This window comes from Microbacterium sp. RU1D (assembly GCF_900156435.1).
Lineage (GTDB): Bacteria > Actinomycetota > Actinomycetes > Actinomycetales > Microbacteriaceae > Microbacterium.
Genome location: NZ_FTPQ01000001.1, coordinates 1,560,426 through 1,582,922, shown reverse-complemented (window position 1 = coordinate 1,582,922; position 22,497 = coordinate 1,560,426). Strand labels below are relative to the sequence as shown.

Sequence of the window (22,497 nt, the reverse complement as noted above, 5' to 3'; positions counted from 1 at the left end):
TTACCCGGGGAGCAGACCGGCCGCCGCGAACGCACGGGCGTAGATCGCGCGGACGGCGGCCTGCTTGCGCTCGTTGTACGCGCTCATGAGGCCGTCGGCCGCGACCTCGCGCTTGACGCGCGCGTAGAGCGCCCGGTCGGCCGCGTCGGCGCGCAGGTGGTCCCGGAAGAGGCGGTGCCGCGCCGCCTCGGGGCTGTCGAGGGGCCAGACGTGCAGGTGGACGGCCGGCTCGCTCGCGACGAGCATCCGGTGCCCGAGCCACCACGGTTCGCGCACCCGGAGCGTGAAACCCGCGGCTTCGAGAGCGGGGACGTACGCATCCTCGTCGTCGGTGTCGGCGACCGTGAGATCGACGTCGATCACGGGCTTGGCCGCCAGGCTGGGCACCGCGGTCGAACCGACGTGGTCGATGCGCAACGCCCGGTCGTCGAGCGTCCCCAGGATCCGGTCGCGCACCGCGGCGAAGAGCAGCGGCCATGCGGCATCCGGTTCGACGATCTCGATGCGCCGCGCCTGCTCGGGCTCCCCCACCCACGGCGAGGCGCCCGGCGGCGGGGACGTGTCGTCGAACGAGACGATCTGGGCGGCGGTGAGCACCACCCGACCCTACGGCAGCCGAGCCGACCGGCCGCCGCCGCTGTGGGCTCCGTTCGCGCGTGCCGCCGGTCAGCCGTCGGCGAGGGCAGCGAGGCGCGCTTCTTCATCGGCCGTGATCGCCGAGTCGATGATCGGGCCGAGGGCACCGTCCATCACCTGGTCGAGGTTGTAGGCCTTGTACCCCGTGCGGTGATCGGCGATGCGATTCTCGGGGAAGTTGTACGTGCGGATGCGCTCGGAGCGGTCCATTCCGCGAATCTGCGAGCGCCGCGCGTCAGCGGCGACGGCGTCGCGCTCCTCCTGCTGCTTGGCGAGCAGTCGGGCGCGCAGAACGCGCATGCCGGCCTCGCGGTTCTGCAGCTGCGACTTCTCGTTCTGCATCGACACGACGATGCCGGTGGGCACGTGCGTGATGCGTACCGCCGAGTCGGTCGTGTTGACCGATTGCCCACCCGGACCGGAGGAGCGGAAGACGTCGATCTTGAGGTCGTTCGGGTCGATCGCGACCTCTTCGGGCTCGTCGACCTCGGGGAACACGAGCACGCCGGTCGTCGAGGTGTGGATGCGCCCCTGCGACTCCGTCGCGGGGACGCGCTGCACGCGGTGCACACCGCCCTCGTACTTCAAGTGCGCCCACACGCCCTGCGCCGGGTCGGTGGAGGAGCCCTTGATCGCCACCTGGACGTCCTTGTAGCCGCCGAGGTCGGACTCGGTGCGCTCCAGCAGCTCCGCCTTCCACCCCATGGATGCCGCGTACTGCAGGTACATCCGCAGCAGATCGGCCGCGAACAGGGCGCTTTCCGCACCGCCCTCGCCGCCCTTGATCTCCATGATGACGTCGCGGGCGTCGTCGGGGTCGCGCGGGATGAGCAGGCGGCGCAGGCGCTCCTGCGTCTCCGTCACGCGCTCCTCGAGCGCGGGGACCTCCTCGGCGAAGGCGGAGTCCTCACGGGCGAGTTCGCGCGCGGCTTCGAGGTCGTCGGACGCCGCGGTCCACGCCTCGTGGGCCGCGACGATCCGCGACAGTTCGGCGTAGCGCCGATTGACGCGCTTCGCGCGCGCGGCGTCCGCGTGCACGGCCGGGTCGGAGAGCTCCTCCTGAACGGCCTTGTGCTCCTCGAGCAGTCCACGGACCGACTCGAACATCGCGGGCTCCGCCATCGCGCCAGCGCCCCGGGTCAGCGGATGCTGTTGTCGTCACCGCCGCGCGCGGGCGCCGGGATCGACTTCTGCATCTGCACGAGGAACTCGACGTTCGACTGCGTCTCCTTGAGCTTGCCGAGAACGACCTCGAGGGCCTGCTGGGGCTCGAGCCCGGCGAGGGCGCGGCGCAGCTTCCAGGTGATCTTGACCTCGTCGGGCGAGAGCAGCATCTCCTCGCGGCGGGTGCTCGACGCGTTGACGTCGACGGCCGGGAAGATGCGCTTGTCGGCGAGCTGGCGGTTCAGGCGCAGCTCGCTGTTGCCCGTGCCCTTGAACTCCTCGAAGATGACGTCGTCCATCTTCGAACCGGTCTCCACCAGCGCGGTGGCGAGGATCGTGAGCGACCCGCCGTTCTCGATGTTCCGCGCGGCGCCGAAGAAACGCTTGGGCGGGTACAGCGCCGACGCGTCGACGCCGCCGGAGAGTACACGGCCCGAGGTGGGGGCGGCCAGGTTGTAGGCACGACCGAGGCGGGTGATCGAGTCGAGCAGCACGACGACGTCGCGGCCCAGCTCGACGAGGCGCTTCGCGCGCTCGATGGCCAGCTCCGCGACCGTGGTGTGGTCCTCGGCCGGACGGTCGAACGTCGAGGCGATGACCTCGCCGCGGACGGTCCGCTGCATGTCGGTGACCTCTTCGGGCCGCTCGTCGACGAGCACGACCATGAGGTGGACCTCGGGGTTGTTCGTCGCGATCGCGTTGGCGATCTGCTGCAGCACGATGGTCTTGCCCGCCTTGGGAGGCGCGACGATGAGGCCGCGCTGACCCTTGCCGACCGGGGCGACCAGATCGATGATGCGCTGCGTGAGCTTCTCGGGACCGGTCTCCAGGCGCAGGCGCTCCTGCGGGTAGAGCGGGGTGAGGTTGTTGAACTCGACGCGCGCTGCGGCGTCATCGACGGACAGACCGTTGATCGAGTCGACCTGAACGAGGGCGTTGTACTTCTGACGCCCCTGCTGCTCGCCCTCGCGGGGCTGCTTGATGGCGCCGACGACGGCGTCGCCCTTGCGCAGGTTGTACTTCTTCACCTGGCCGAGCGAGACGTACACGTCGCTCGGGCCGGGCAGGTAGCCGGTGGTGCGGACGAACGCGTAGTTGTCGAGCACGTCGAGGACACCCGCGATGGGCACGAGCACGTCGTCTTCGCCGATCTCGGTCTCGAACTCGTCGCCGGTGGTGTTCTGGCCACGACGCTTGTTGCGCTGACGGTTGCGGCTGTTCGCCGACCCCTGCTGCTGCTGGGCCTGCTGGCCGTTCTGCGCGGCGTTGTCGCGCTGGTTGCCCTGCGAGCCGGCGTCGCGCTGACCGCTCTGCGCGGGGGCCTCGGCCTCGTCGGCGGGGGCGGCCGCGGCAGCGCCGTCGTTCTTCTCGGCGGCGTCGGCCTTGTTGCGGTTGCGGTTGCGCGAACGGCTGCGGCCGCGGCCGCGAGCCGGGGTCTCGTCCGCCTGATCGCTCGAGTCGGCGACCGCGTCGGACTTCTCGGCCGCCGTCTCGGCGTCGGCTTCGGCGGGCGTCGCGTCGGCGGCGACGTCGGCCGCGGTCGTGACGGGGGTGGTCGGCTCCTCGACCGCGGCGTCGGCGGCGTCGGGGTCGGCAGCATCGGATGCCGCGGCGTCGGCGGCGGGAGCGTCGGACACCGCAGCCTCGGCCGCGAGGTCCTCTGCGGTAACGGCCTCCGCAGCGGCGTCGGCGGCAGCAGCGGCGGCCTCGGAAGCGGCGGCGTCCGCCGCGGCCTTCTCTTCCGCCGTCGCGCTCTTCGCACGGCGCGGCGCGCGCTTGCGGGGGGCGCGCGCGGGCTTCTCGGCCGGCGCCGGCTCGTCCGCAGCGGGCGCCTCGGCGACCGGAGCGGCGGATGCCGCGGCATCGGCAGCGGGGGCGTCGGCGGCCGGGGCGTCGGCGGCGGCCTCCTCGGCCGGCGCCTCGACGGCATCGGCGGGGAACAGCGCCTCGGGCTGCGCGTCGACGGCGGGCTCCTCCGCGAGGGCCGGGGCCTCAGCGCCATCGGCCTCGGGCGCCTCGTCGGCCTCGGGGGTCTCGGCGGCGGGCGTCTCGGCCGCCGCGGTGTCGGTGCCGTCCGCCGCAGCCGTGGGCTGCTCCTCGGCGGGGTTCTCCGCGCTCTCGGGCGCGTCGACGGGCTGGGTCTCGGAGATGGACTCCACGAGTGCTCCTCAGAAATGAAACGTGATCAGATCGCGCTTCGCCATGCAGAACGCAGACGAAGAGACACCAGCGGTTCGGAAGACTGCAGCCGATACCGGGTTCGCGATGTGTTGCGGATTTCGCAGGTGTGCAGAGGCTCAGATTCGCGAATCTACGCGGAACCCTCTGCGTTTTTCACTGTACCACCCTTGACGTCGACGGCGAGCATGAGCGCCTGCCACGGGGTGTCGACGACGGATGCCATAAGATCTGCCGCCTCGAGTCGCTGTCCCGGCCCGTCGGCGAGCACGAGCACGCTGGGCCCGGCGCCCGAGACGACCGCCGCATACCCCTCGGCGCGCAGCGCCCGCACGAGCCGGTCGGTCTCGGGCATGGCCTGTGCACGGTAGTTCTGGTGCAGCTTGTCCTCGGTCGCCGCCATCAGCAGCTCGGGGCTCTGCGTCATCGCCGCGATCAGCAGCGCCGAGCGCGAGACGTTGAAGACCGCGTCCTCGCGCGGCACCTGCAGCGGCTGCAAGCTGCGCGCGACGGCGGTGGACATCGTGAAGCCCGGCACGAGGACCAGCGGCGACACCCCGCGGTGAACGATGAGCTGCTTGTGCTGGGGGCCCTCGGCATCCATCCAGGCGATGGTGAGACCGCCGAACAGGCCGGGGGCGACGTTGTCGGGGTGGCCCTCCATCTCGGTCGCCAGGCGCAGCAGGTCGACGTCGCCGAAGGCGACCTCTCCCTCGAGCAGACCCTTCGCGGCCAGGATGCCGGCCACCACCGCCGCTCCGGACGAGCCCATGCCGCGCCCGTGCGGGATGACGTTGTGCGCCGTCAATCGCAGCCCGGGGAGGGTGCGACCGACCGAGGCGTAGGTGTGCGCCATCGCGCGGACGACGAGGTGCGACGCGTCGCGGGGGACGTCGGCCGTCCCCTCCCCCGCGACCTCGATCTCGAGGCGGTCGCCGTCGAGCTGCTCGACGACGAGCTCGTCGTAGACGCTCAAGGCCAGGCCCAGGGTGTCGAAGCCGGGACCGAGGTTCGCGCTGGTGGCGGGAACGCGGACGGCGACCCGGCGACCGGGGCCTGAGCTCACGCGGTCACCGGCTGCAGGTCGAGCACGGAGGCGACCTCCGAGGTGGTGGCGTCGACGACGGTCGGCTCGACGGTCGTGCCGTCGGCCTGGCGCAGGGCCCACTGGGGATCCTTCAGGCCGTGACCGGTGACGGTCAGCACGACCTTCGCCCCCGCCGGCACGACGCCCGCCTCGGCGCGGCTGAGCAGACCCGCGACGCTGATCGCCGACGCCGGCTCGACGAACACGCCGACCTCGCCCGCGAGGATCTTCTGCGCCTCGAGGATGCCCTCGTCGTCGATCGCCCCGAACCAGCCGTCGGTGGCATCCCGCGCCTCGAGCGCGAGGTCCCACGAGGCGGGGTTGCCGATGCGGATCGCGCTGGCGATCGTCTCCGGGTTCTTCACGACCTCGCCGCGCACGAGGGGCGCGGAACCGGCCGCCTGCAGACCGAACATGCGGGGCACCTTCGTCGCGACGCCGCGCGCGGCCTCTTCGCGGTAGCCGCGCGAGTAGGCCGTGTAATTGCCGGCGTTGCCGACGGGGATGAAGTGGAAGTCGGGGGCGTCGCCCAGCTGCTCCACGACCTCGTAGGCCGCCGTCTTCTGCCCCTCGATGCGGTCGGGGTTGACCGAGTTGACCAGGTGCACCGGGTAGTGGTCGGCGAGCTCGCGCGCGATCTCGAGGCAGTCGTCGAAGTTGCCGCGGATCTGGATGAGGCGCCCGTTGTGCGCCACGGCCTGGCTGAGCTTGCCCATCGCGATCTTGCCCTCGGGAACGAGGACGGCCGCGGTGATGCCGGCGTGGGCGGCGTAGGCCGCGGCGGAGGCCGAGGTGTTGCCGGTGGAGGCGCAGATGACGGCCTTGGCACCGTGCTCGACGGCGCGCGAGAGCGCGACGGTCATGCCGCGGTCCTTGAACGAGCCGGTGGGGTTCATGCCCTCGAACTTGACCCACACGTCGGCGCCCGTGCGCCGCGACAGCGCCGGGGCGGGGATGAGCGGCGTGCCGCCCTCGCCGAGGGTGACGACGGTGGAGGCGTCGGTGACACCCAGACGGTCGGCGTATTCGCGGAGGACTCCGCGCCAGAGGTGTGCCATGTCAGTTCCCTTCCACGCGCAGCACGGAGACCACGCGCTCGACGACGCCGCTCGCGGCGAGACGCTCGACGGTCTCGCTCAGGTCCTGCTCGCGGGCCTTGTGTGTTCCGATGACCAACCGGGCGGATCCCGCTCCGGTCGTTGAGCCTTCCGCTTCGGTCGCCGAGCCCGTCGAAGCGACGGCATCCGTGGATGCCTCGATGACGGTCTGCTCGACCGTCGCGATCGACACGCGCCCCTCGCTCAGGATGCCGGCGACCGTGGCCAGCACGCCCGGCTGATCGTCGACCTCGAGCGTGATCTGGTAGCGCGTGATGACGTGACCGATCGGTACGGCCGGCAGGTTGGCGCGCGTGGACTCGCCCACGCCGACGCCGCCGGCGATGTGCCGTCGCGCGGCGGAGACGACGTCGCCGAGCACGGCGGAGGCCGTCTGCACGCCGCCGGCACCCGCGCCGTAGAACATGAGGTCGCCCGCGGCCTCGGCCTGCACGAAGACGGCGTTGTTGGCGCCGTGCACGCTGGCCAGGGGGTGGGTGCGCTCGACCAGGGCCGGGTACACGCGCACCGAGATGGACTCGGTGCCGCCCTCCTCGGCGGCCAGGCGCTCGCAGACGGCGAGCAGCTTGATGACGTACCCCGCGTGGCGCGCGGACTCGATCATCGCGGCGTCGATCGAGGTGATGCCCTCGCGGTGCACGGCATCCAGGGGGACCGTGGTGTGGAAGGCCAGGCTCGCGAGGATCGCGGCCTTCTGCGCGGCGTCGTAGCCCTCGACGTCGGCCGTGGGATCGGCCTCGGCGTAGCCGAGCGCCTGAGCCTGGGCGAGGACGTCGGCGAAGTCGGCGCCCTCGGTGTCCATGCGGTCGAGGATGTAGTTCGTCGTGCCGTTGACGATGCCCATGATGCGCACGACGCGGTCGCCGGCGAGGGAGTCGCGCAGCGGCCGGATGATGGGGATGGCACCGGCGGCGGCGGCCTCGTAGTACACCTCGGCGCCGACCTGGTCGGCGGCCTCGAACACCTCGGAGCCGTGCGTGGCCAGCAGCGCCTTGTTGGCGGTGACGACGTCGGCGCCCGACGCGATCGCGTGCAGCACCTGCGTGCGGGCCGGTTCGATGCCGCCCATGAGCTCGATGACGATGTCGCTGCCCACGATGAGCGTCTCGGCGTCCGTGGTGAACAGCTCGCGCGGCAGGTCGGCGTCGCGCTTCGCGTCGACGTCGCGCACGGCGATGCCGGCGAGTTCGAGCTTCGCGCCCGCGCGATCGGCGAGCTCGTCGCCGTGCTTGAGCAGCAGGTCGGCGACCTGCGAGCCGACGGCGCCGGCGCCGAGGAGCGCCACGCGGAGCGTGCGGTAGTCGGTCATTCGGTGTCTCCGTGGGGTGTTGCGGTGGAAGCGGATGGCGGGATCCCGGCGTCGCGCGCGAGTAGATCGGCCACGGTCTCGCCGCGCACGATCACGCGGGCCGCGCCGTCGCGGACCGCGACGACGGGGGGACGTGGCGTGTAGTTGTAGTTGCTCGCGAGCGAGAAGCAGTACGCGCCGGTGGCGGGGACGGCCAGCAGATCGCCCGGGGTGACGTCGGCGGGGAGGTACTCGGCATCCACGACGATGTCGCCGGATTCGCAGTGGTGGCCGACGACGCGCGAGAGCGCCGGGGTCTCGGAGCTCGTGCGCGAGACGATGCGCGCCGAGAAGTCCGCGCCGTAGAGCGCGGGACGGGCGTTGTCGCTCATTCCGCCGTCGACGCTGACGTAGGTGCGCTCGAGGCCCTCGGCCGCGGTGACGGTCTTGACCGTCCCGACCTCGTAGAGCGTCACCCCCGCCTGACCGACGATCACGCGACCCGGCTCGGTGGCCACGTCGGGCATCGGGATGCCGCGCACCGCGCACTCGTCGGCGATCGCGTCGAGGATGCCGTCGGCGATCTCCTCGATGGGCTTGGGGTCGTCCACCGAGGTGTAGGAGATGCCGAAACCGCCGCCGACGTTGAGCAGGGGGATCTCTCCCCCGGCCAGCAGGTCGGCGTGCAGGTCGACCAGGCGCGCGGCGGACTCGCGGAAGCCCGACGAGTCGAAGATCTGCGAGCCGATGTGGGCATGCAGCCCGACGAAACGCAGACTGGTCAGCTCGCGGATGCGCGCGACGGCCGCGTCCGCCCCCTCGAGCGAGAAGCCGAACTTCTGGTCTTCGTGCGCCGTGGCGAGGAAGGCGTGGGTCTCGGCGTGCACGCCGGTGCGGACGCGGACGAGCACGGACTGCACGGCGCCGCGGCGCTCGGCGATCGCGGCGAGCCGCTCGATCTCGATGGGGCTGTCGACGACGACCGACCCGATGCCGACCTCGACCGCGCGTTCGAGCTCGCGCACGCTCTTGTTGTTGCCGTGGAACCCGAGCCGCGCGGGGTCCGCGCCGCCGGCGAGGGCCACCTCGAGCTCGCCGAGGGTGCACACGTCGACCGCGAGGCCCTCATCGACGACCCAGCGCACGACCTCGGTCGACAGGAACGCCTTGCCCGCGTAGTACACCCGGGCCCGGACGCCGTGACGCGTCGCCGCGGCGTCGAAGGCCGCGCGGGCGCGTCGGGCGTGATCGCGCACCTCGTGCTCGTCGAGGACGTAGAGGGGCGTGCCGAAGCGGGCGCGCAGGTCGAACACCGAGACCCCGCCGATCTCGACGGAACCGTCGTCGACGCGACGGGCGGAGGACGGCCAGACGGGCGCGATGAGCTCGTTCGCTTCGGTCGGGGCGGTGAGCCACTCGGGCACGAGCGCGGAGTGCGAGGCGGACACGGAGGAACCAATCGGGTTTTGCGGCGACGCGACGGCCGCGGATCACGGCTCCCACCCCCGCGGAGAGTCACGCGGCGGGCAGTCCCTGCAGTCTACGGTACGGGTTTCGTCCCCTCGGACGACGCGACGTGGAGCACCGCGCCCCGGAGGCCGTGCAACGATGCGATCGGGCGCGCTTCCCGGCGTGCGAGGAGGCGAAGGAGCCGGGCGTAGAGGGTGATGCCGCGGGTGATGAGGGCTCGACGGACCCTGCGCAGCATCGACGAGGGCACGGTCTCCGCCGCACGGGGACCTATGGTGCGGAGGTGCCAGCCCAGACACTGTCCTCGATCGTCGTCGACGCCGTCGGCGCGCCCATCCGCATCGATCTGTCGGGCCTGTCCGCGACCGACCGCGACGCCGTCGTCGGCGCCTGGGACGCCGCCACCCTGACCATCGTCGACGGGGTGGACGCCACCGTGTCGCCGGTCCGGGGCGGCGAGGACGACGAGATGCTGTCGGGTCTGTCGTCCGCGGTGACCCAAGCCGCGATCGCGGCGCGGAGCGGGACGCTGTGGATGCTGCACGCGGCGGGGCTCGCCGCGCCCGATGGCGGCGTCGTCGCACTGGTGGGCCGGTCCGGCGCCGGCAAAACCACCGCCGCACGCGCACTCGCGCGGTCGTGGGGCTATGTCTCGGACGAGACGATCGGTGTGGAGTGCGACGGCCGCGTCCACGCCTACCGCAAGCCGCTGTCGATCATCTCCGGCGACCGCCCGTTCAAGCAGCAGCACTCCCCCGTCACGCTGGGGCTGCGTCCGCTCCCTTCTGCGCCCCTGCGACTCCGACGCGTCATCGTCCTCGACCGCCGGACCCGTCCGACCCCCGCGCGGCTCGTCCCCCTCGACCTGCCGGACGCGCTCGTCGCGTTGGCGCCGCACTCGAGCGCGCTGGCCGCCCTGCCTCGGCCGCTGCACACCGTGGCCACGCTCCTCACGAGGTCGGGTGGGGTGCTGCGGGCCGAATATCACGACGCCGAAGACCTCGTGCTCCTCGTCCGTGGACTCATGACGCAGCAGCCCGGTGGGGCGCCCGGACCCACCACGGGGGAAGACGACGCACTCCCGACGGTGCCGGCGCCCGCCCGCGTGGACACTGCGGCGATCCGTTACCGACGCGTCGCGGTGGTGGACTCGCTCGCTTTCAGCGACGGCCGCGTCGCGGTCCTCACCGCGGAGCACGACGGCCGCGGCACGTTGCGCATCCTCAGTGCGGCCGCATCCGTCGTCTGGCGAGCGGCCGCCGATTCGACCCGCGACGAGGTGTTCGACGCCGCCACCCTCGGACGCCCCGACGCCGAAGCGACCCGGTCGATCGACGGCCTGCTCGCTCAGCTGGTCGAGGCCGGTTTGCTCACCGTCACCGTGTGACACGCATTCCGGGACCCGTCACATCGTGCGACTCGGGCGTTCCCGTGCGGCCCGCCCCGTCATGGAGACGCCACGGGCACGGGCGTCGCGGCGAAAGGGAGAGACCCGACGCGTTCAGCCGCAGGTGCCGTTCGCCTGCAGAGCGGGATCGTTCAGCACACCGCCCGCGACATCGAAGGCCGCGACGAGGGTCTGGCCCTGCACCGTCGCCGAGGTCAGGGTGAGCGCGGAGGGCAGCCGATCGGCGATGCACAACGTCTGCGTGCCGACGACGGCATCCGCCACCGCGCCGAACTGCGCCCGCAGCGTGTCGGCGTCGATCACGTTGCCGGCGAGCTCGAACGACGCCGGGGTCAGCGCGATGTCGCCGTCGGAGGCACCCGGGGTGACCGTCACACCCACCGGGATGCCGACGCCGAACAGCGACAGCTCGCTCGAGAACGTCACGTCGGGGGCCGCGAGCCCGACGGTGCCCGAGGGGAAGTCGGGGATCTGGGCGAGCAGGGCGCGCAGCTGCTCCTCGTCGAGCCGCACCGAGGCGGACCCGCTGTCGGCCGAGGCCGTGCCCGAGACCGGCACGCCCTGCATCTCGACGAGCACGTCGCCGGTCAGCGGGCCGAGAGTCACGTCGTCGGAACGCACGGTGACGTCGTCGAGGCGCCCACTGATCACCTGCGGCAGGACGATGCCGGCCACCGACACGTCGACGTCCTGGTCCTCGGGGATGCCGACGTTCTTCACGACGAGCGATCGCACGGTGTTCGTCACGATCGAGCGGGCGATGAACTCGGCGGCCACGACCGCACCCGCCAGCAGCACCACGATCACGATCAGGACCGCGATCCATCGACCTGTCCTGCGGCGGGGGGCCGTGGCATCCGTCATGGTCACATCCGTTCCGGAGCGCTGACGCCCAGCAGATCGAGACCGTTGCGCAGCACCTGACCCGTCGCGTCGTTGAGCCACAGGCGGGTGCGGTGCACCGGCTCCACGGGGCCGTCGCCCAACGGGATGACGCGGCAGTTGTCGTACCAGCGGTGGTACAGGCCGGCGAGTTCTTCGAGGTAGCGCGCGACACGGTGCGGCTCGCGGACGTCGGCGGCGAAGGCGACGATGCGGGGGTACTCCTGAAGAGCGCCCAGCAGGGCGGATTCCGTCTCGTGATCGAGCAGCTCGGGTGCGAACTCCGACCGGTCGACGCCGGAATCGGCGGCGTTGCGCGCGACGTTGAAGGTGCGGGCATGCGCGTACTGCACGTAGAACACCGGGTTGTCGTTCGTGCGCTTCTGCAGGATCTCGGGGTCGAGCGTCAGCGGCGAGTCGGCGGGGTAACGCGCGAGGGAGTACCGCAGCGCGTCGGTGCCGAGCCACTGCTGGAGGTCGTCGAGCTCGATGATGTTGCCCGCTCGCTTGGACAGTTTGGCGCCGTTGATCGACACGAGCTGCCCGATGAGCACCTCGATGTCCTTCTCGGGGTCGTCGCCCGCAGCGCCCGCGAGCGCCTTGAGGCGGTGCACGTAGCCGTGGTGGTCGGCGCCGAGCAGGTAGATCTTGTGCGCGAAGCCGCGATCGCCCTTGTTCAGGTAGTAGGCGGCGTCGGCGGCGAAGTAGGTGTACTCGCCGTTCGAGCGACGGATGACGCGGTCTTTGTCGTCGCCGAAGTCGGTGGTGCGCACCCACACGGCGCCCTCGTCGTCGAAGACGTGTCCCTGCTCGCGCAGGCGATCGACCGCCTCGTCGACGAGACTCGGCTGTCCGTCGATGTGCGCGTGCAGATCGCGCTCGGAGAACCACACGTCGAAGTGCACGTTGAAACGCGCGAGCGACGCCTGGATCTCGCCGAGCTGAAAGCGGTACGCCAGCTCGGTGGCGACGGCGGTCTGCTCCTCGCGGTCGAGCTCGCGCAGGTCGGGCCGCTCGGCCACGACGCGCTCGGCGAGCGCGGCGATGTAGGCCCCGCCGTAGCCGTCGTCGGGGGTCGGCTCGCCGTGCGCCGCGGCCACGACCGAGCGACCGAAGCGCTCCATCTGGGCGCCGGCGTCATTGATGTAGAACTCGCGCACGAGCGTCGCCCCGCTGGCCAGCAGCACGCGGGCGATCGCGTCGCCGAGGGCCGCCCAGCGAGTGTGGCCGATGTGCAGCGGACCGGTCGGGTTCGCGCTGACGAACTCCAGGTTGATCGTGTTGCCCCGCTGCGACTCGTTCGTACCGAACGCCGCGCCCTGCTCGACGATCGTCTTCGCGAGCGCGCCGGCCGCTGCCGCGTCGAGACGGATGTTGATGAAGCCGGGACCGGCGACCTCGACGCTCGCGACGCCGTCGACGGCCTCGAGCCCCTTCGCGATGTCACCGGCGAACTCGCGCGGGTTGGCGCCCACGATCTTCGACAGCTTCAGCGCCGCGTTGGACGCCCAGTCGCCGTGGTCGCGGTTCTTCGGCCGCTCCAGCGGGAGGTCGGCGGCGGTGAGCCCCGCCGAGGAGCCCTCTCGTCGCGCCTCGGCGAGCGGGGCGATGACGGCGAGCAGGGCTGCGGAGAGGGCTGCGGGATCCATAACCCTGCAATTCTAGGCGGACAGCGATGACCCACCCTGCGTGCCGGCGGAACGCGGGTCGCCGGATGCCGCAGCGCCTGACCGGTCGGCATCCGCTCGCCGTCGAGCGGCGGCCGCGGCGACCCCGCTCAGCCGATCTGCACCAGGGCTTCGTGGTCGTCGGGGGTCGCGGCATCCGGGATCTCGCCGTCGAGCACGGCGTCCACGTGCATGCGCTCCAGGCCCACGTATCCGCCGTGGTAGCTGAGGAAGGCGCAGTCCGCGGCGTCGCGGCCCGTGGCGATGCGCACGAGCGAGCGGCGGTCGGCGAGGCGGGTCGCGTCGACGACATACCAGGCGCCGTCGATGTAGGCCTCAGCGACGGCGTGGAAGTCCATCGGCTCGAGCCCGGGCGCGTAGCACGCGGCGTAGCGGGCGGGCATGTCCATCGCGCGCAGGAGCGCGATGACGACGTGCGCGTAGTCGCGGCAGACGCCCTGCCCGGTCATGAGGGTGGTGACCGCGCTGTCGGTGCCGAGGCTCAGACCCGGGGTGTAGGTGACGGTGGATGCCACGAACGTCGACACCGCGGCCAGCAGTTCCTCGCCCGCGAGCCCGCGGAACTGGCGACGCGCCTGCGCGAACACCTCGTCGGACTGGCAGTACCGGCTGGGGCGCAGGTAGGTGATCGTCTCGAGATCGCTCGTGCGGGGGGTGGGCGCAGGACCGACGACGAGCGCGTCGTACCGCACCGTCAGGGGTCCGGGCTCGCCGGTGATGCGGTGCAGACGGCTGCCCGACTGGTCGACGATCTCGGTGGGCGTGTAGACGCGATCGCCTTGCGCGAACGTCAGGTCCTCGCTCAGAAGGGGGACGCCCTGAGCGGTGGAGATCTGGAAGATGAGGTCGACGGACGCCCCGAGATCGAGGTCGAGTTCAGCGGTCACACGGCGCGGCACCGGGCAATCCTCGCATGGGCTCACGGGCGCCGGGGCCATCGCTCCGGACGGCTGCGGACCGGGGTCTCGTTCGGGCGGTCAGCCGTCTTTCTTCCCCGACCCCTTGCCGTTGCCCGGGCCCTTGTCCTCGCCCGGCTTCTTGTCGGACGGGCCCCCGCCACCACCGTTTCCGCCGTTGCCGTTCCCGGCGTTCTCGTTCCCGCCGGTGTCGTCGACGACGTCCTGCTGGTCGTCGGGTGCGGGCTCCGTCGTCTGCGCGGGCTCGGGGGTGGGCGTCGGAACGAGGCCGGTGAGATCGGCGCGTACCGTCGCAATCCGCGTCAGGATGCCGTCGGCCTCCTCGGGCGTGATCTCGCCCGCGTCGCGGCGGGAGGCGACCTGGGCCTCGAGGGCGTCCAGGCTCGCGAGTGCCGAGGCGTAGTCGCCGGTGGATGCCTGCTCCGCGATGGTCTGCACGTTCTGCTGCCACGCGGTGGGCGCGGCGGGCGGCGCACAGCCGGTCAGGGCGAGGGCTGCGGCCAGCGTCAGGGCGGCGGCGAAGGCGGGACGACGGATCACTGCCCGACCTCCTTCCACAGGTCGTCGATATGCTGGTCGAGCGGCTGGGGCAGCGAGGGCAGGTCCACCTCGGCCGCTCCCCCGGTGCCCGCCGCCACGGCGGCGGTGATTCCGCCCACGGCGAGGACGCCGGCGACGACGGATGCCACGACCACGGCGCGTCGCGGGACGCGGCGCCGGCGGCCCGCCGAGGCGGATGCCCCCGACGTGGGCGCTGCGAGGATGCGGGTGGGGCCGGTGGACCCCGGAACCGCCGACATCCGAGAGGTCGTCCCCTCGCCCGGGGCGGGGACCGGCAGGTCCGACAGCGTCCGCAACGCGACGATGACGCCCCCGGCATCCGGTCGCTCGGCGGGGTCGATGGCCGTCATCCGCTCGAGCACATCGCGCCATGCGGACGGGATGTGCGCGGGGATCTCGGGGGAAGAGACGAGCCGGGCGGCGAGCGCCTCATGCGGGGTGCGGGAGCCGAACGGACGCGACCCGGTGAGGGCCTCCAGCAGCACGAGCCCGAGGGCGTACACATCGCTCGCCAGTGCGGCCGGCATCCCGCGCGCCTGCTCGGGACTCAGGTAGGCGGCCGTGCCGATCACCGTGTCGGCCCGCGTCACCCGGGTCGCCCCGACGAGGGAGGCGATGCCGAAGTCAGCCAGGGTCGCCCGCGGGGAATCCCCCGCGTGCGCGGCGGGTCGCATCAGGATGTTCGACGGCTTCACGTCGCGGTGCACGATCCTCCGGCCGTGGATCACGGCGAACGCTTCCGCGACCTCACGGCCGACACGGGCGGTCTCGGGGCCGGTGAGGCGGCCGCGCGCGATGAGGTCGGTGAGCGTGGGCCCCGCAATGAGTTCCATCGCGAGATACGCGGGCGTCGCGTCCAGTCGCGCGTCGTAGAGGGTGACGAGCGACGGATGCGAGAGCGAGGCGAGCAGGCGGATCTCCGACCGGACGCGGGCCACGTCGGAGGGGTCCGCCCCGTCTCCGTCGATGACCTTGATCGCGAGCGTGCGCCCGAGAGCCGTGTCGACCGCCTCGTACACGCGCGCACGACCGCCCCGGCCGAGGAGACGGCCGAGGCGGTAGCGTCCGTCGAACAGGTCGCCGGATGAGTCGGAGGCGACGGTGCGCGTCGGTTCGGTCATGGGTGTCCTTCCGGGGTGGCGACCCCGGGGAACTCAGACGAGGTCGTCGTTGGACGAGCGCGTGGTCGAGCGGGTGACCTGGGCGCCCCCCGCTCCTTCGGTACGGGTGACCGTATCGGTTTGCCGACGACGCACGAGCAGGACGACGCCGATCAGGAACACGACGACGCCGGCTCCCATCATGATGTAGCCGATCATGCTCAAGCTGACGTAGTCGTTGGGCAGGTTGACGGCGAAGGCGAGGATGGCGCCGATGACGAACAGCGCGATGCCGGCTCCGATGCTCATGGCAGGTCCTTTCGAAGGGGATTTCAGCATCCCAACCGGGGACCGAAGAGCCCGATGGTCTTGACATCGGCCCCGGACAGGGGTTCGTCTCCGGGTGTCGAGGATCGCTTCCCGGGGCGCGGCTCCCGGGACGCCGCGCTTTCTGCGCGGTCGGGGATGGCTCGAGCACGGCGGCGGGCGTTGAGAACCGCCGAGCACGGCCGAGCGCGCGAAGGCCCCGCCGATGCGGCGCCTGTCAAGCCGGTCCGCCGTCCGACGGAGGGGGTGTCTGCTGGATGCCATGAGCCAGAACGACGTGACGACCAGATCGAACCGGGGCCAGTGGGAGAACGCCGTGGAAGGCCGCCCGGAACTGTCGGCGAGCTTCTCGAGCAAGGAGGAGGCGATCGATCAGGGTCGTGTCACGGCCGATGAGCTCGGCTCGCAGCACATCGTGGAGGACGCCGAGCCGACGGGCGCCCCGACCGACGAGGGCTGAATCCACCGGGGAACGTTGGAGACCGCGGTCATCGACCGCGGCCTCGTCACATGTGCCCCCGACAGGAATCGAACCTGCGACCTTTGGTACCGGAAACCAACGCTCTATCCCCTGAGCTACGGAGGCGGACCGGTCCAGGCTATCACCGCACCGGCGGTCGTCCCGACGGACGGGCCCGGGGCCGTGGACCGGTGCTGCGCAGTGCCACCCCGGTCCACGGCATCCGGATCACTCGTCGCCGATGACGCCGATGCCGCTCGCCTGGTGGTCGGCGTTCGGGTCGTCGGAGGACGGCGCCTTCGAGGCCTCGTCGACGTCGTTCTCCTGGCTCGGCTTGACCGTGGGGTCGTCTCCGAGGTCGGACGCGTCGTCGGCCGGGGTGTTCTGCGGGTCGCTCATGGTGTTCCCTTCGTCGAGAGAACCAGCGTCGCAATCCGGCGCGACCCGGCGCACCGGGTTGACCGGGCCCGCGCGGCGTCCTAGTGCCGGAACATGCCCCGGACGCGGCGTGCGAGAGGCAGGTGCAGCAGCACCTCGCGTCCGTCGACGTCGACCGCGACGACGGACCCGCCGAGGCCCCGACCCGGCGTGGGCACGGCCTCGGAACGGACATAGGCCTCGGCGACGTCGACGTAGACGGCGAGCAGCTGTGCGCTCTGGTCCTTCGACGACGACGCATCGACGAGTTGCATGCGGTGGCCGGTGTCGGTCTCGACGGAGAACCAGCGCGATCCGGGCGTCGACACGAGAGCCCACCGCGGACCGCGCGAGAAGCGCGCCCACGCGGCGCCGTCGCGCAGCTCGGTCGACACGTCGAGATCGGCCTGCGCGACCACGAGCACTTCGAGCATGGCGAGCGCCTCGGCGGCCGTGACGTAATCGGCGCGGTCAGCGCTCAAGCCGCCCCACTCGAACCTGCGCTCACCCATGTGCCGGCCTCCTCGTTCAGAGCGTAGACCCGAGCGCTCGCGAGTCGCCGCGTGGGGGAGCAACCTGAGCGTCGACTGGGAGAGCCCTACGATGAGCGCATGCTGACCTCTTCGCCCTCGTCGATCACCGATCAGACCTCGATCTTCGCGCTCGGCGCAACCAACTCCTTCATCGCCCTCGCGGTCTACGTCCTCATGGTGGTCGCCCTCTGGCGCGTGTTCACCAAGGCCGGGCATGCCGGATGGCTGGCCATCATCCCGATCGTCAACCTCGTCGTGACGGTGCGCATCGCCGGCTTCTCGGGGTGGCTGACCCTGCTGTACCTCGTGCCGATCGTGAACATCGTGTTCCACGTCATCGTGCACATCCGCGTCGGCCGCGCCTTCGGCCACGGCTGGGTGTTCTCGCTGTTCCTGCTCGTGATCTTCTACGTCATCGGATATCTCGTCATCGGGTTCGGCGACGACAAATACCGCCCCGAACGCCTGGCCTGAGCCGGGCGGTCGAGCCGTCAGGCGAACCGCAGGCGGTCGTCGGGGTGGAGGCTGCGCAGTGGCACCGAACCGTCGGCGATGGCCCGCAGCGCTCGGGGACTGACCTCCAGCTCGGCCGAGACGCGTTCCACTCCCGCCCCCGACGAGAGCGCGCTGCGCAGTGCCGCCTCGGCCGCGTGGGCGGCCTCGGCGACGTCGTCGGCCGAGCTGCGCACGAACGCGGCGAGCTGCGCCTGCGCATGGCGGATGCTCCGGCGCTGACGCTCCCGGCCGTCTGCGGCGGCGGTCGGGGCATCGATCGTGGGGGCGGTTCGCGGCTGGTCGGGCGACATGGTCTCCACTCCGGGGAAGCGTCCGGCTCGCACGGCCGCGAGCACCTCTCCAGCCTCGCCGAAGGCCGGATGACCCACATCATCCCTGAGGACTATTTCGCTCCTGTGAACGACGGATGCCGCTTCCGCTCGATGGGAGAGAACGCCCCTCCGGGCGACCGGTCATCGCCCGCCCCGCGATCAGGCCCGCGTGGGCTGGTCGAAGTCCCAGTCGATGGGCTCGTCGTCACCGTCGGGGTCGGGCTCGACCGCGCGAAGGTGCGGGCGGGGAAACAGGCGGTGGTTCTTCAGCTCCGCCGCGGCGTGGGCGAAGTCGGGCTCCTCGTCGTCCCAGGCGACGGGCGCGGAGAGGACGTCGTTGCCGACGCCGATCACGAGCTCGGCCTGAGCGACCTTCTTGCCGTCTGTGACGATCGGGATGCTGACGGCCTCGGCCTGACCCTCCTTGGCCACCGCCGCGGTCAATTCGACGAGCGACGCGGCGACGTCGTCGGTGGTCATCACGGTCTCACCGGCATAGGTCACGCATCGCATGACTCCACTGTGCGGTCCGGAGTCATCGGCGCGGGGGTGGGTTGCCCCGGCATCCGCTGTGGGATACGGATCAGTCGCGCCGTCGGACGGAGCCGAACATCGCCTCGTCGAGCTCGAACCAGATCGCGCGAACGGTGTCGAACTCGGCGAACGGTTCCGGCTGAGGGTCGGTGAGGGAGAGGCGGTAACCGCGAGGAAGATCATCCACGTGCTGTCCGTCGCGCGGGCCGCCGACGAGCACGTAGATCACGGAGAATCGACCGCCTGCTTGTCGACGGCGACACCGTCGACGGCGTCACTCATACGGTGCAGGAAGGCGACGACCGCCGCGGACTCCTCCGGCGACATGTCGATGACGGCCGCGAGCATGCGGTCGTGCATGTTGCCGAGGGTCTGCCGCACCTCGGCGTCGGCTCGGGGCGTCGCCGTGATGAAGATGCTGCGTCGGTCTTCGGGATTCGCGGCGCGGGTGATGTGCCCGGTCCGTTCGAGCCGGTCGAGGATCGCGGTGGTCGAGGCCGTCGAGAGCCCGAGGTAGCGCGTGAGCTCACCCGGCCGCACCTGACGGGACGGATCCCGCAGCAGATAACGGAGGACGAGCAGTTCGTTCTCCCCCATCGACATCGAGTCGCGGGTGCGGCGACGCATCGCCACCTCGGCGGCACGATAGATGCGAAGTGCCTCGAGAACGGCTTTGCTCCGTCGCCGACGATCGGTCGGCTCGTCGCCGTACCAGTAGGTGACTTCTTCGTTCGACCCCGTGGGCGCGAGTCCGCGGGACGTGGTTTCGACGTCTGTCATGACACACTCCTCCCCGCTCTTGGTCCCGACTATACAGCGGAAATAATAGTTCGACAAACTAGTTACTAAGCGAGTATGTTCTACACAAAGCTAATCGCTAACGAAGGGAGTTCTCATGGGCCACCTGTTCTATGGCACGTCGACCGAACCGATCCGCATCCCGGACCGTCTCCTCTCGCACCTCAAGGTGGTCATGACGACCAAGCTCCGCCGCAGCGAGAGTTTCACCCTGAGCTGGACCCACGTCGACGGCACCCCCGGCCGCTCCACCCTCTGGCTGCAGCCGGCGATCCCCTTCCGCTTCGTGTTCGACTCCGCGGAGCCCGAGACGCTCGACGCGGCCACCCTGAAGAACATGGCGGACATGGCGAACTCGTCCGCCGGCCTCATCGTCGACCTGCAGGCCGAGATCCCCGCGGCAGGCGCCGCCCGTCCGGCTCCCTCCCGCTCCACTGCCTCTGCACGTGGCCGCTCCCTCTCGGTAGCCGCCTGACATGAGCGCCTCCACCCTCACCCCTACGCCGGTTCCCTCACCGGCCCGCGTCCTCTGGGCGAAGGTCGACACGGGATTCTGGGTCGCCCACCGCGGCGGCGAGTACGACGGTTGCATCGACGCCGTCGCGGGCGGGTTCGTCTCGCGCGACGCCCACGGCGTCCCGATCGGCCGATACGACAGTCTCGACGCCGCGAAGGCATCGCTGCGCTCGACCACGCACCCCGCGAACGTGTCGCGTCGCCGCCGGATGGAACGTGCCTCCGTGGTCGCCGCGACCGCCGTCGGGGGCACGGCCCTCGCGTTCGCACTGACCGCGGGCGCCCTGGCGCCGTACCTGTGAACGGCATGACGGAGGTCGAGCTGCGCGACGACGCCGACGACTTCGAGGACGCGGCGAGTGCGGAATTCGCTGCTCGCTACGGCGTCACTCCCCTCTGACGTCGTCGACCCCCTGGACGCACGGGCCCGGACATGACACTGTCGGCGGTCCACCAACGGATGGAGACCCCATGACGATCGACAACGGACGAGCCGACGACGCTCCCGACGAGCAGTCCAACGGCGCGGGCAGCGAATCCCCCGAGGAAGGCGCGGCCGCTCAGCGTGACGCGGACGAGGCGGCCACGACGGACGACTCCCCCGCCGGCGATATCGGCTGACACGGCGGCACGGTCGGCGCGGCTCCCGGTCGGGAGAGCGCCGGCCGTTGCGTTGTGGTCTCAGAACGCGTAGCGCACCCGGCAGTAGGGCAGTTTCCGGGCGATGAGATCGGACAGCGCCGCGACGCTCTGGGCTTTGAGCGGATGCCGGTATCGCACGTTGACCGCGCCGTTCTGCGACCGCTTCTCCTCCTGGACCGTGGGCGTCCACAACAGTTCCTCGCCCTTGGGATGCCATCCGAGGTTCACGTCGTGCAGGCCCTCGTTGTGCGTGAGGAAGATGACCTCGCACGCGAGCTGAGCCTTCGCCCGCGCGTGCAGTGCCGCGTCGAGCTGGTCGAACAGCTCGCTCCAGTCGGCGAGCCAGGTGGGCGTGAGGATGACCGGCGAGAAGTTGACGTGCACCTCGTATCCGGCGTCGACGAAGTCGTTGATCGCCGCGATGCGCTCCACCATCGGCGACGTGCGCAGGTCGGTGACCCGCGCGGTGTCGGCGGGCATGAGGGAGAAGCGGATGCGGGTGCGGCCCGCGGGGTCCCACTCGAGCAGGTCGCGGTTGACGAACTTCGTCGCGAAGGAAGCCTTGGCCGTAGGCGTCATGCGGAACAGATCGCACACGTCGCGGACGTTCTCGCTGACGAGTGCATCGACGGAGCAGTCGCCGTTCTCGCCGATGTCGTACACCCACGCGTCGGGATCGCACTGGTTCGGCTCGGTCTTCGGCCCCCTCGCCGCGACGTGTCGCGCGAGATGGCGGGTGATCTGATCGATGTTGGCGAAGACCGTGATCGGGTTGCTGTACCCCTTGCGCCGCGGCACGTAGCAGTAGGCGCAGGCCATCGCGCAGCCGTTCGAGAGGGAGGGGGCGATGAAATCCGCCGAGCGGCCATTCACCCGCGTGGCGACGCCCTTCTTCACCCCCAGGACGAGCGCCTCGGTCTTGATGCGCACCCACCGGGCCACGTTGGTCTCGTCGCCGTGCACCTCGGGGATCTGCCAGTGCGAGGCGATCGGCACGATGTCGGCGTCGGGCCAGCGCGCCACGATCTCCCGCCCGCGTTCGAGCTCGAGGGCCGCGTCCTCCGCGTAGATGCGGGTGATACGCAGCAGGTTCTCTCGTTCCACGGCCATCGTCCCGTTCTACTCCGGGGTTCCGACATCGGCGCCCGCAGGCGCCGGCTGGCACCGGGGACACCACCAGGTGCGCCGCTGCTCGGGATCGTTCGCCACCTCGTCGCGCACCCGGACGCGGGTTCCGCAGCGCACGCACGGTCGTCCCGCCCGCCCGACCACCCAGTGCGACGAGCCCTTGCGCCGGTCGCCCGTGGTGACCTGATACATCCCCGGCACCGTCGCCGACACGCGCAGGCACCGCGCGGCGAGCGACACGAGGGCGTCGAGATCGGTCGCGCCGATCGGCGCGAAGGGATGGATGCCGCGCAGGAAGGCGAGTTCGTTGACCCACAGGTTGCCGAGTCCGGCCATCCCGCGCTGATCCAGGAGCGCGGCCACGACGGGGCGGTCCGGGCGGGAAGCCAGTCGACGCACCGCCTCCGCGGCATCCCAGTCCGCGCGGAGGGGGTCGGGACCGAGGTATCCGACGACGTCGTGCTCGTGCGCGGTCGGGACGAGCTCGACGACCGGCAGGTCGAGACCCCACACCTCGCGGCCGTCGTCGAGGCGCAGCCGGACGCGCGCCTTCTCACGCGCCGTGGTCGGGAGGGAGCGACCGGCGCGTGTGATCGTCCACGATCCCTGCATGCGCAGGTGCGTGTGCAGGGTCTCACCGGAGTCGAAGCGCGTCAGCAGGTGCTTGCCGTGCGTGTCGTAGCCGAGGATCGTGCGGTCGGCGAGAGGAAGACCGGCCGCGTTGCCCGCGCGCAGCTCCCCGTCGCGGACGCGGGCCCCGGTCGTCGCGGCATCCAGGCGCTGACGGAGGCGGTAGACGCTGTCGCCCTCCGGCACGG

Annotated in this window: 27 protein-coding genes and 1 tRNA gene; 6 read left to right on the top strand and 22 right to left on the bottom strand. The window is 71.3% G+C overall.

Annotated elements, in window-relative coordinates:
- The 7 genes from B0B15_RS07245 to lysA form a co-directional block, all read right to left on the bottom strand.
- A complete protein-coding gene (locus B0B15_RS07245) occupies nt 1-597 on the bottom strand; it encodes a GrpB family protein (protein WP_076675270.1) in 597 nt (198 codons plus the stop codon).
- Nucleotides 598-666: 69 nt separating this feature from the next.
- Entirely contained in the window at nt 667-1,743 is a 1,077-nt protein-coding gene (gene prfA, locus B0B15_RS07240; RefSeq protein ID WP_076675269.1) for a peptide chain release factor 1, read from the bottom strand.
- Between the two features lie 32 nt (nt 1,744-1,775).
- Complete coding sequence (gene rho / locus B0B15_RS07235) at nt 1,776-3,959, bottom strand: transcription termination factor Rho (protein WP_076674593.1); 2,184 nt, start codon at nt 3,957-3,959, stop codon at nt 1,776-1,778.
- Between the two features lie 152 nt (nt 3,960-4,111).
- Nucleotides 4,112-5,044, bottom strand: coding sequence for a homoserine kinase (thrB, locus tag B0B15_RS07230; RefSeq protein ID WP_076674591.1), 933 nt, complete (start codon nt 5,042-5,044; stop codon nt 4,112-4,114).
- On the bottom strand, nt 5,041-6,123 hold the full coding sequence (thrC, locus tag B0B15_RS07225; RefSeq protein ID WP_076674590.1) for a threonine synthase: 1,083 nt from the start codon (nt 6,121-6,123) through the stop codon (nt 5,041-5,043). The genes thrB and thrC overlap by 4 nt, the downstream gene beginning before the upstream one ends.
- Before the next feature lies 1 nt (nt 6,124).
- Nucleotides 6,125-7,492, bottom strand: a complete 1,368-nt coding sequence (locus B0B15_RS07220) for a homoserine dehydrogenase (RefSeq protein WP_076674588.1) — start codon at nt 7,490-7,492, stop codon at nt 6,125-6,127.
- Entirely contained in the window at nt 7,489-8,919 is a 1,431-nt protein-coding gene (gene lysA, locus B0B15_RS07215) for a diaminopimelate decarboxylase (RefSeq protein ID WP_076674587.1), read from the bottom strand. Before lysA ends, B0B15_RS07220 begins: the two co-directional genes overlap by 4 nt.
- 305 nt (nt 8,920-9,224) lie before the next feature.
- On the opposite strand from lysA, the gene B0B15_RS16490 reads away from it, so the two are divergent.
- Nucleotides 9,225-10,328: a P-loop NTPase family protein gene (locus tag B0B15_RS16490; protein ID WP_076674584.1), complete on the top strand. Its 1,104-nt coding sequence runs from the start codon at nt 9,225-9,227 to the stop codon at nt 10,326-10,328.
- A 114-nt stretch (nt 10,329-10,442) separates the two neighbouring features.
- Here the strand turns inward: B0B15_RS16490 and B0B15_RS07200 are convergent, their stop codons facing one another.
- The 6 genes from B0B15_RS07200 to B0B15_RS07175 form a co-directional block, all read right to left on the bottom strand.
- Nucleotides 10,443-11,213 carry an LmeA family phospholipid-binding protein gene (locus B0B15_RS07200; RefSeq protein WP_076674582.1) on the bottom strand — a complete coding sequence of 257 codons (771 nt, stop codon included), beginning with the start codon at nt 11,211-11,213 and terminating at the stop codon, nt 10,443-10,445.
- A gap of 2 nt (nt 11,214-11,215) precedes the next feature.
- The gene (gene argS / locus B0B15_RS07195) at nt 11,216-12,880 is read right to left on the bottom strand and encodes an arginine--tRNA ligase (RefSeq protein ID WP_076674581.1); all 1,665 of its coding nucleotides are present in this window, start codon (nt 12,878-12,880) and stop codon (nt 11,216-11,218) included.
- A gap of 128 nt (nt 12,881-13,008) precedes the next feature.
- Nucleotides 13,009-13,818: a transglutaminase-like domain-containing protein gene (locus B0B15_RS07190; protein ID WP_076674579.1), complete on the bottom strand. Its 810-nt coding sequence runs from the start codon at nt 13,816-13,818 to the stop codon at nt 13,009-13,011.
- 78 nt (nt 13,819-13,896) lie between these two features.
- Nucleotides 13,897-14,376 (bottom strand): hypothetical protein, encoded by a 480-nt coding sequence (locus B0B15_RS07185; RefSeq protein WP_076674577.1) that lies wholly within the window; start codon nt 14,374-14,376, stop codon nt 13,897-13,899.
- Nucleotides 14,373-15,518 (bottom strand): serine/threonine-protein kinase, encoded by a 1,146-nt coding sequence (locus tag B0B15_RS07180; RefSeq protein ID WP_076674575.1) that lies wholly within the window; start codon nt 15,516-15,518, stop codon nt 14,373-14,375. The genes B0B15_RS07185 and B0B15_RS07180 overlap by 4 nt, the downstream gene beginning before the upstream one ends.
- A 33-nt stretch (nt 15,519-15,551) precedes the next feature.
- A complete protein-coding gene (locus B0B15_RS07175) occupies nt 15,552-15,806 on the bottom strand; it encodes a DUF6458 family protein (RefSeq protein WP_076674574.1) in 255 nt (84 codons plus the stop codon).
- A 280-nt stretch (nt 15,807-16,086) separates the two neighbouring features.
- On the opposite strand from B0B15_RS07175, the gene B0B15_RS07170 reads away from it, so the two are divergent.
- Nucleotides 16,087-16,284 (top strand): DUF2188 domain-containing protein, encoded by a 198-nt coding sequence (locus B0B15_RS07170; RefSeq protein WP_076674572.1) that lies wholly within the window; start codon nt 16,087-16,089, stop codon nt 16,282-16,284.
- 53 nt (nt 16,285-16,337) lie between these two features.
- On the opposite strand, the gene B0B15_RS07165 is transcribed toward B0B15_RS07170, so the two are convergent.
- The 3 genes from B0B15_RS07165 to B0B15_RS07160 form a co-directional block, all read right to left on the bottom strand.
- Nucleotides 16,338-16,410, bottom strand: a tRNA-Arg gene (locus B0B15_RS07165).
- 102 nt (nt 16,411-16,512) lie between these two features.
- Complete coding sequence (locus tag B0B15_RS16485) at nt 16,513-16,683, bottom strand: hypothetical protein (protein ID WP_176776586.1); 171 nt, start codon at nt 16,681-16,683, stop codon at nt 16,513-16,515.
- Nucleotides 16,684-16,763: 80 nt separating this feature from the next.
- Nucleotides 16,764-17,213, bottom strand: a complete 450-nt coding sequence (locus B0B15_RS07160) for a hypothetical protein (protein ID WP_076674570.1) — start codon at nt 17,211-17,213, stop codon at nt 16,764-16,766.
- Between the two features lie 99 nt (nt 17,214-17,312).
- Between B0B15_RS07160 and B0B15_RS07155 the strand changes: the two genes are divergently transcribed.
- The gene (locus B0B15_RS07155; protein ID WP_076674568.1) at nt 17,313-17,708 is read left to right on the top strand and encodes a DUF5684 domain-containing protein; all 396 of its coding nucleotides are present in this window, start codon (nt 17,313-17,315) and stop codon (nt 17,706-17,708) included.
- A gap of 17 nt (nt 17,709-17,725) precedes the next feature.
- On the opposite strand, the gene B0B15_RS16190 is transcribed toward B0B15_RS07155, so the two are convergent.
- The 4 genes from B0B15_RS16190 to B0B15_RS07135 all read right to left on the bottom strand — a co-directional run bounded on the left by B0B15_RS16190 (nt 17,726) and on the right by B0B15_RS07135 (nt 19,375).
- The gene (locus tag B0B15_RS16190; protein WP_076674566.1) at nt 17,726-18,118 is read right to left on the bottom strand and encodes a hypothetical protein; all 393 of its coding nucleotides are present in this window, start codon (nt 18,116-18,118) and stop codon (nt 17,726-17,728) included.
- Nucleotides 18,119-18,220: 102 nt separating this feature from the next.
- Complete coding sequence (locus B0B15_RS07145; RefSeq protein ID WP_076674564.1) at nt 18,221-18,574, bottom strand: hypothetical protein; 354 nt, start codon at nt 18,572-18,574, stop codon at nt 18,221-18,223.
- Nucleotides 18,575-18,644: 70 nt separating this feature from the next.
- Nucleotides 18,645-18,782 carry a hypothetical protein gene (locus B0B15_RS16480; protein ID WP_176776585.1) on the bottom strand — a complete coding sequence of 46 codons (138 nt, stop codon included), beginning with the start codon at nt 18,780-18,782 and terminating at the stop codon, nt 18,645-18,647.
- Nucleotides 18,783-18,820: 38 nt separating this feature from the next.
- Nucleotides 18,821-19,375 carry a MarR family winged helix-turn-helix transcriptional regulator gene (locus tag B0B15_RS07135; RefSeq protein ID WP_076674561.1) on the bottom strand — a complete coding sequence of 185 codons (555 nt, stop codon included), beginning with the start codon at nt 19,373-19,375 and terminating at the stop codon, nt 18,821-18,823.
- A gap of 115 nt (nt 19,376-19,490) precedes the next feature.
- On the opposite strand from B0B15_RS07135, the gene B0B15_RS07130 reads away from it, so the two are divergent.
- The 3 genes from B0B15_RS07130 (at nt 19,491) to B0B15_RS16475 (ending at nt 20,530) form a co-directional block, all read left to right on the top strand.
- Nucleotides 19,491-19,868: a DUF7882 family protein gene (locus B0B15_RS07130; RefSeq protein ID WP_076674559.1), complete on the top strand. Its 378-nt coding sequence runs from the start codon at nt 19,491-19,493 to the stop codon at nt 19,866-19,868.
- A 1-nt stretch (nt 19,869) separates the two neighbouring features.
- Nucleotides 19,870-20,211, top strand: coding sequence for a hypothetical protein (locus B0B15_RS07125; protein WP_076674557.1), 342 nt, complete (start codon nt 19,870-19,872; stop codon nt 20,209-20,211).
- Nucleotides 20,212-20,380: 169 nt separating this feature from the next.
- Complete coding sequence (locus tag B0B15_RS16475) at nt 20,381-20,530, top strand: hypothetical protein (protein ID WP_176776584.1); 150 nt, start codon at nt 20,381-20,383, stop codon at nt 20,528-20,530.
- A gap of 60 nt (nt 20,531-20,590) precedes the next feature.
- Here the strand turns inward: B0B15_RS16475 and B0B15_RS07120 are convergent, their stop codons facing one another.
- Both B0B15_RS07120 and B0B15_RS07115 read right to left on the bottom strand, forming a co-directional pair.
- Nucleotides 20,591-21,655, bottom strand: coding sequence for a spore photoproduct lyase family protein (locus B0B15_RS07120; protein ID WP_076674556.1), 1,065 nt, complete (start codon nt 21,653-21,655; stop codon nt 20,591-20,593).
- A gap of 15 nt (nt 21,656-21,670) precedes the next feature.
- The gene (locus tag B0B15_RS07115) at nt 21,671-22,495 is read right to left on the bottom strand and encodes a DNA-formamidopyrimidine glycosylase family protein (protein WP_076674554.1); all 825 of its coding nucleotides are present in this window, start codon (nt 22,493-22,495) and stop codon (nt 21,671-21,673) included.
- Nucleotides 22,496-22,497 lie beyond the last annotated feature (2 nt).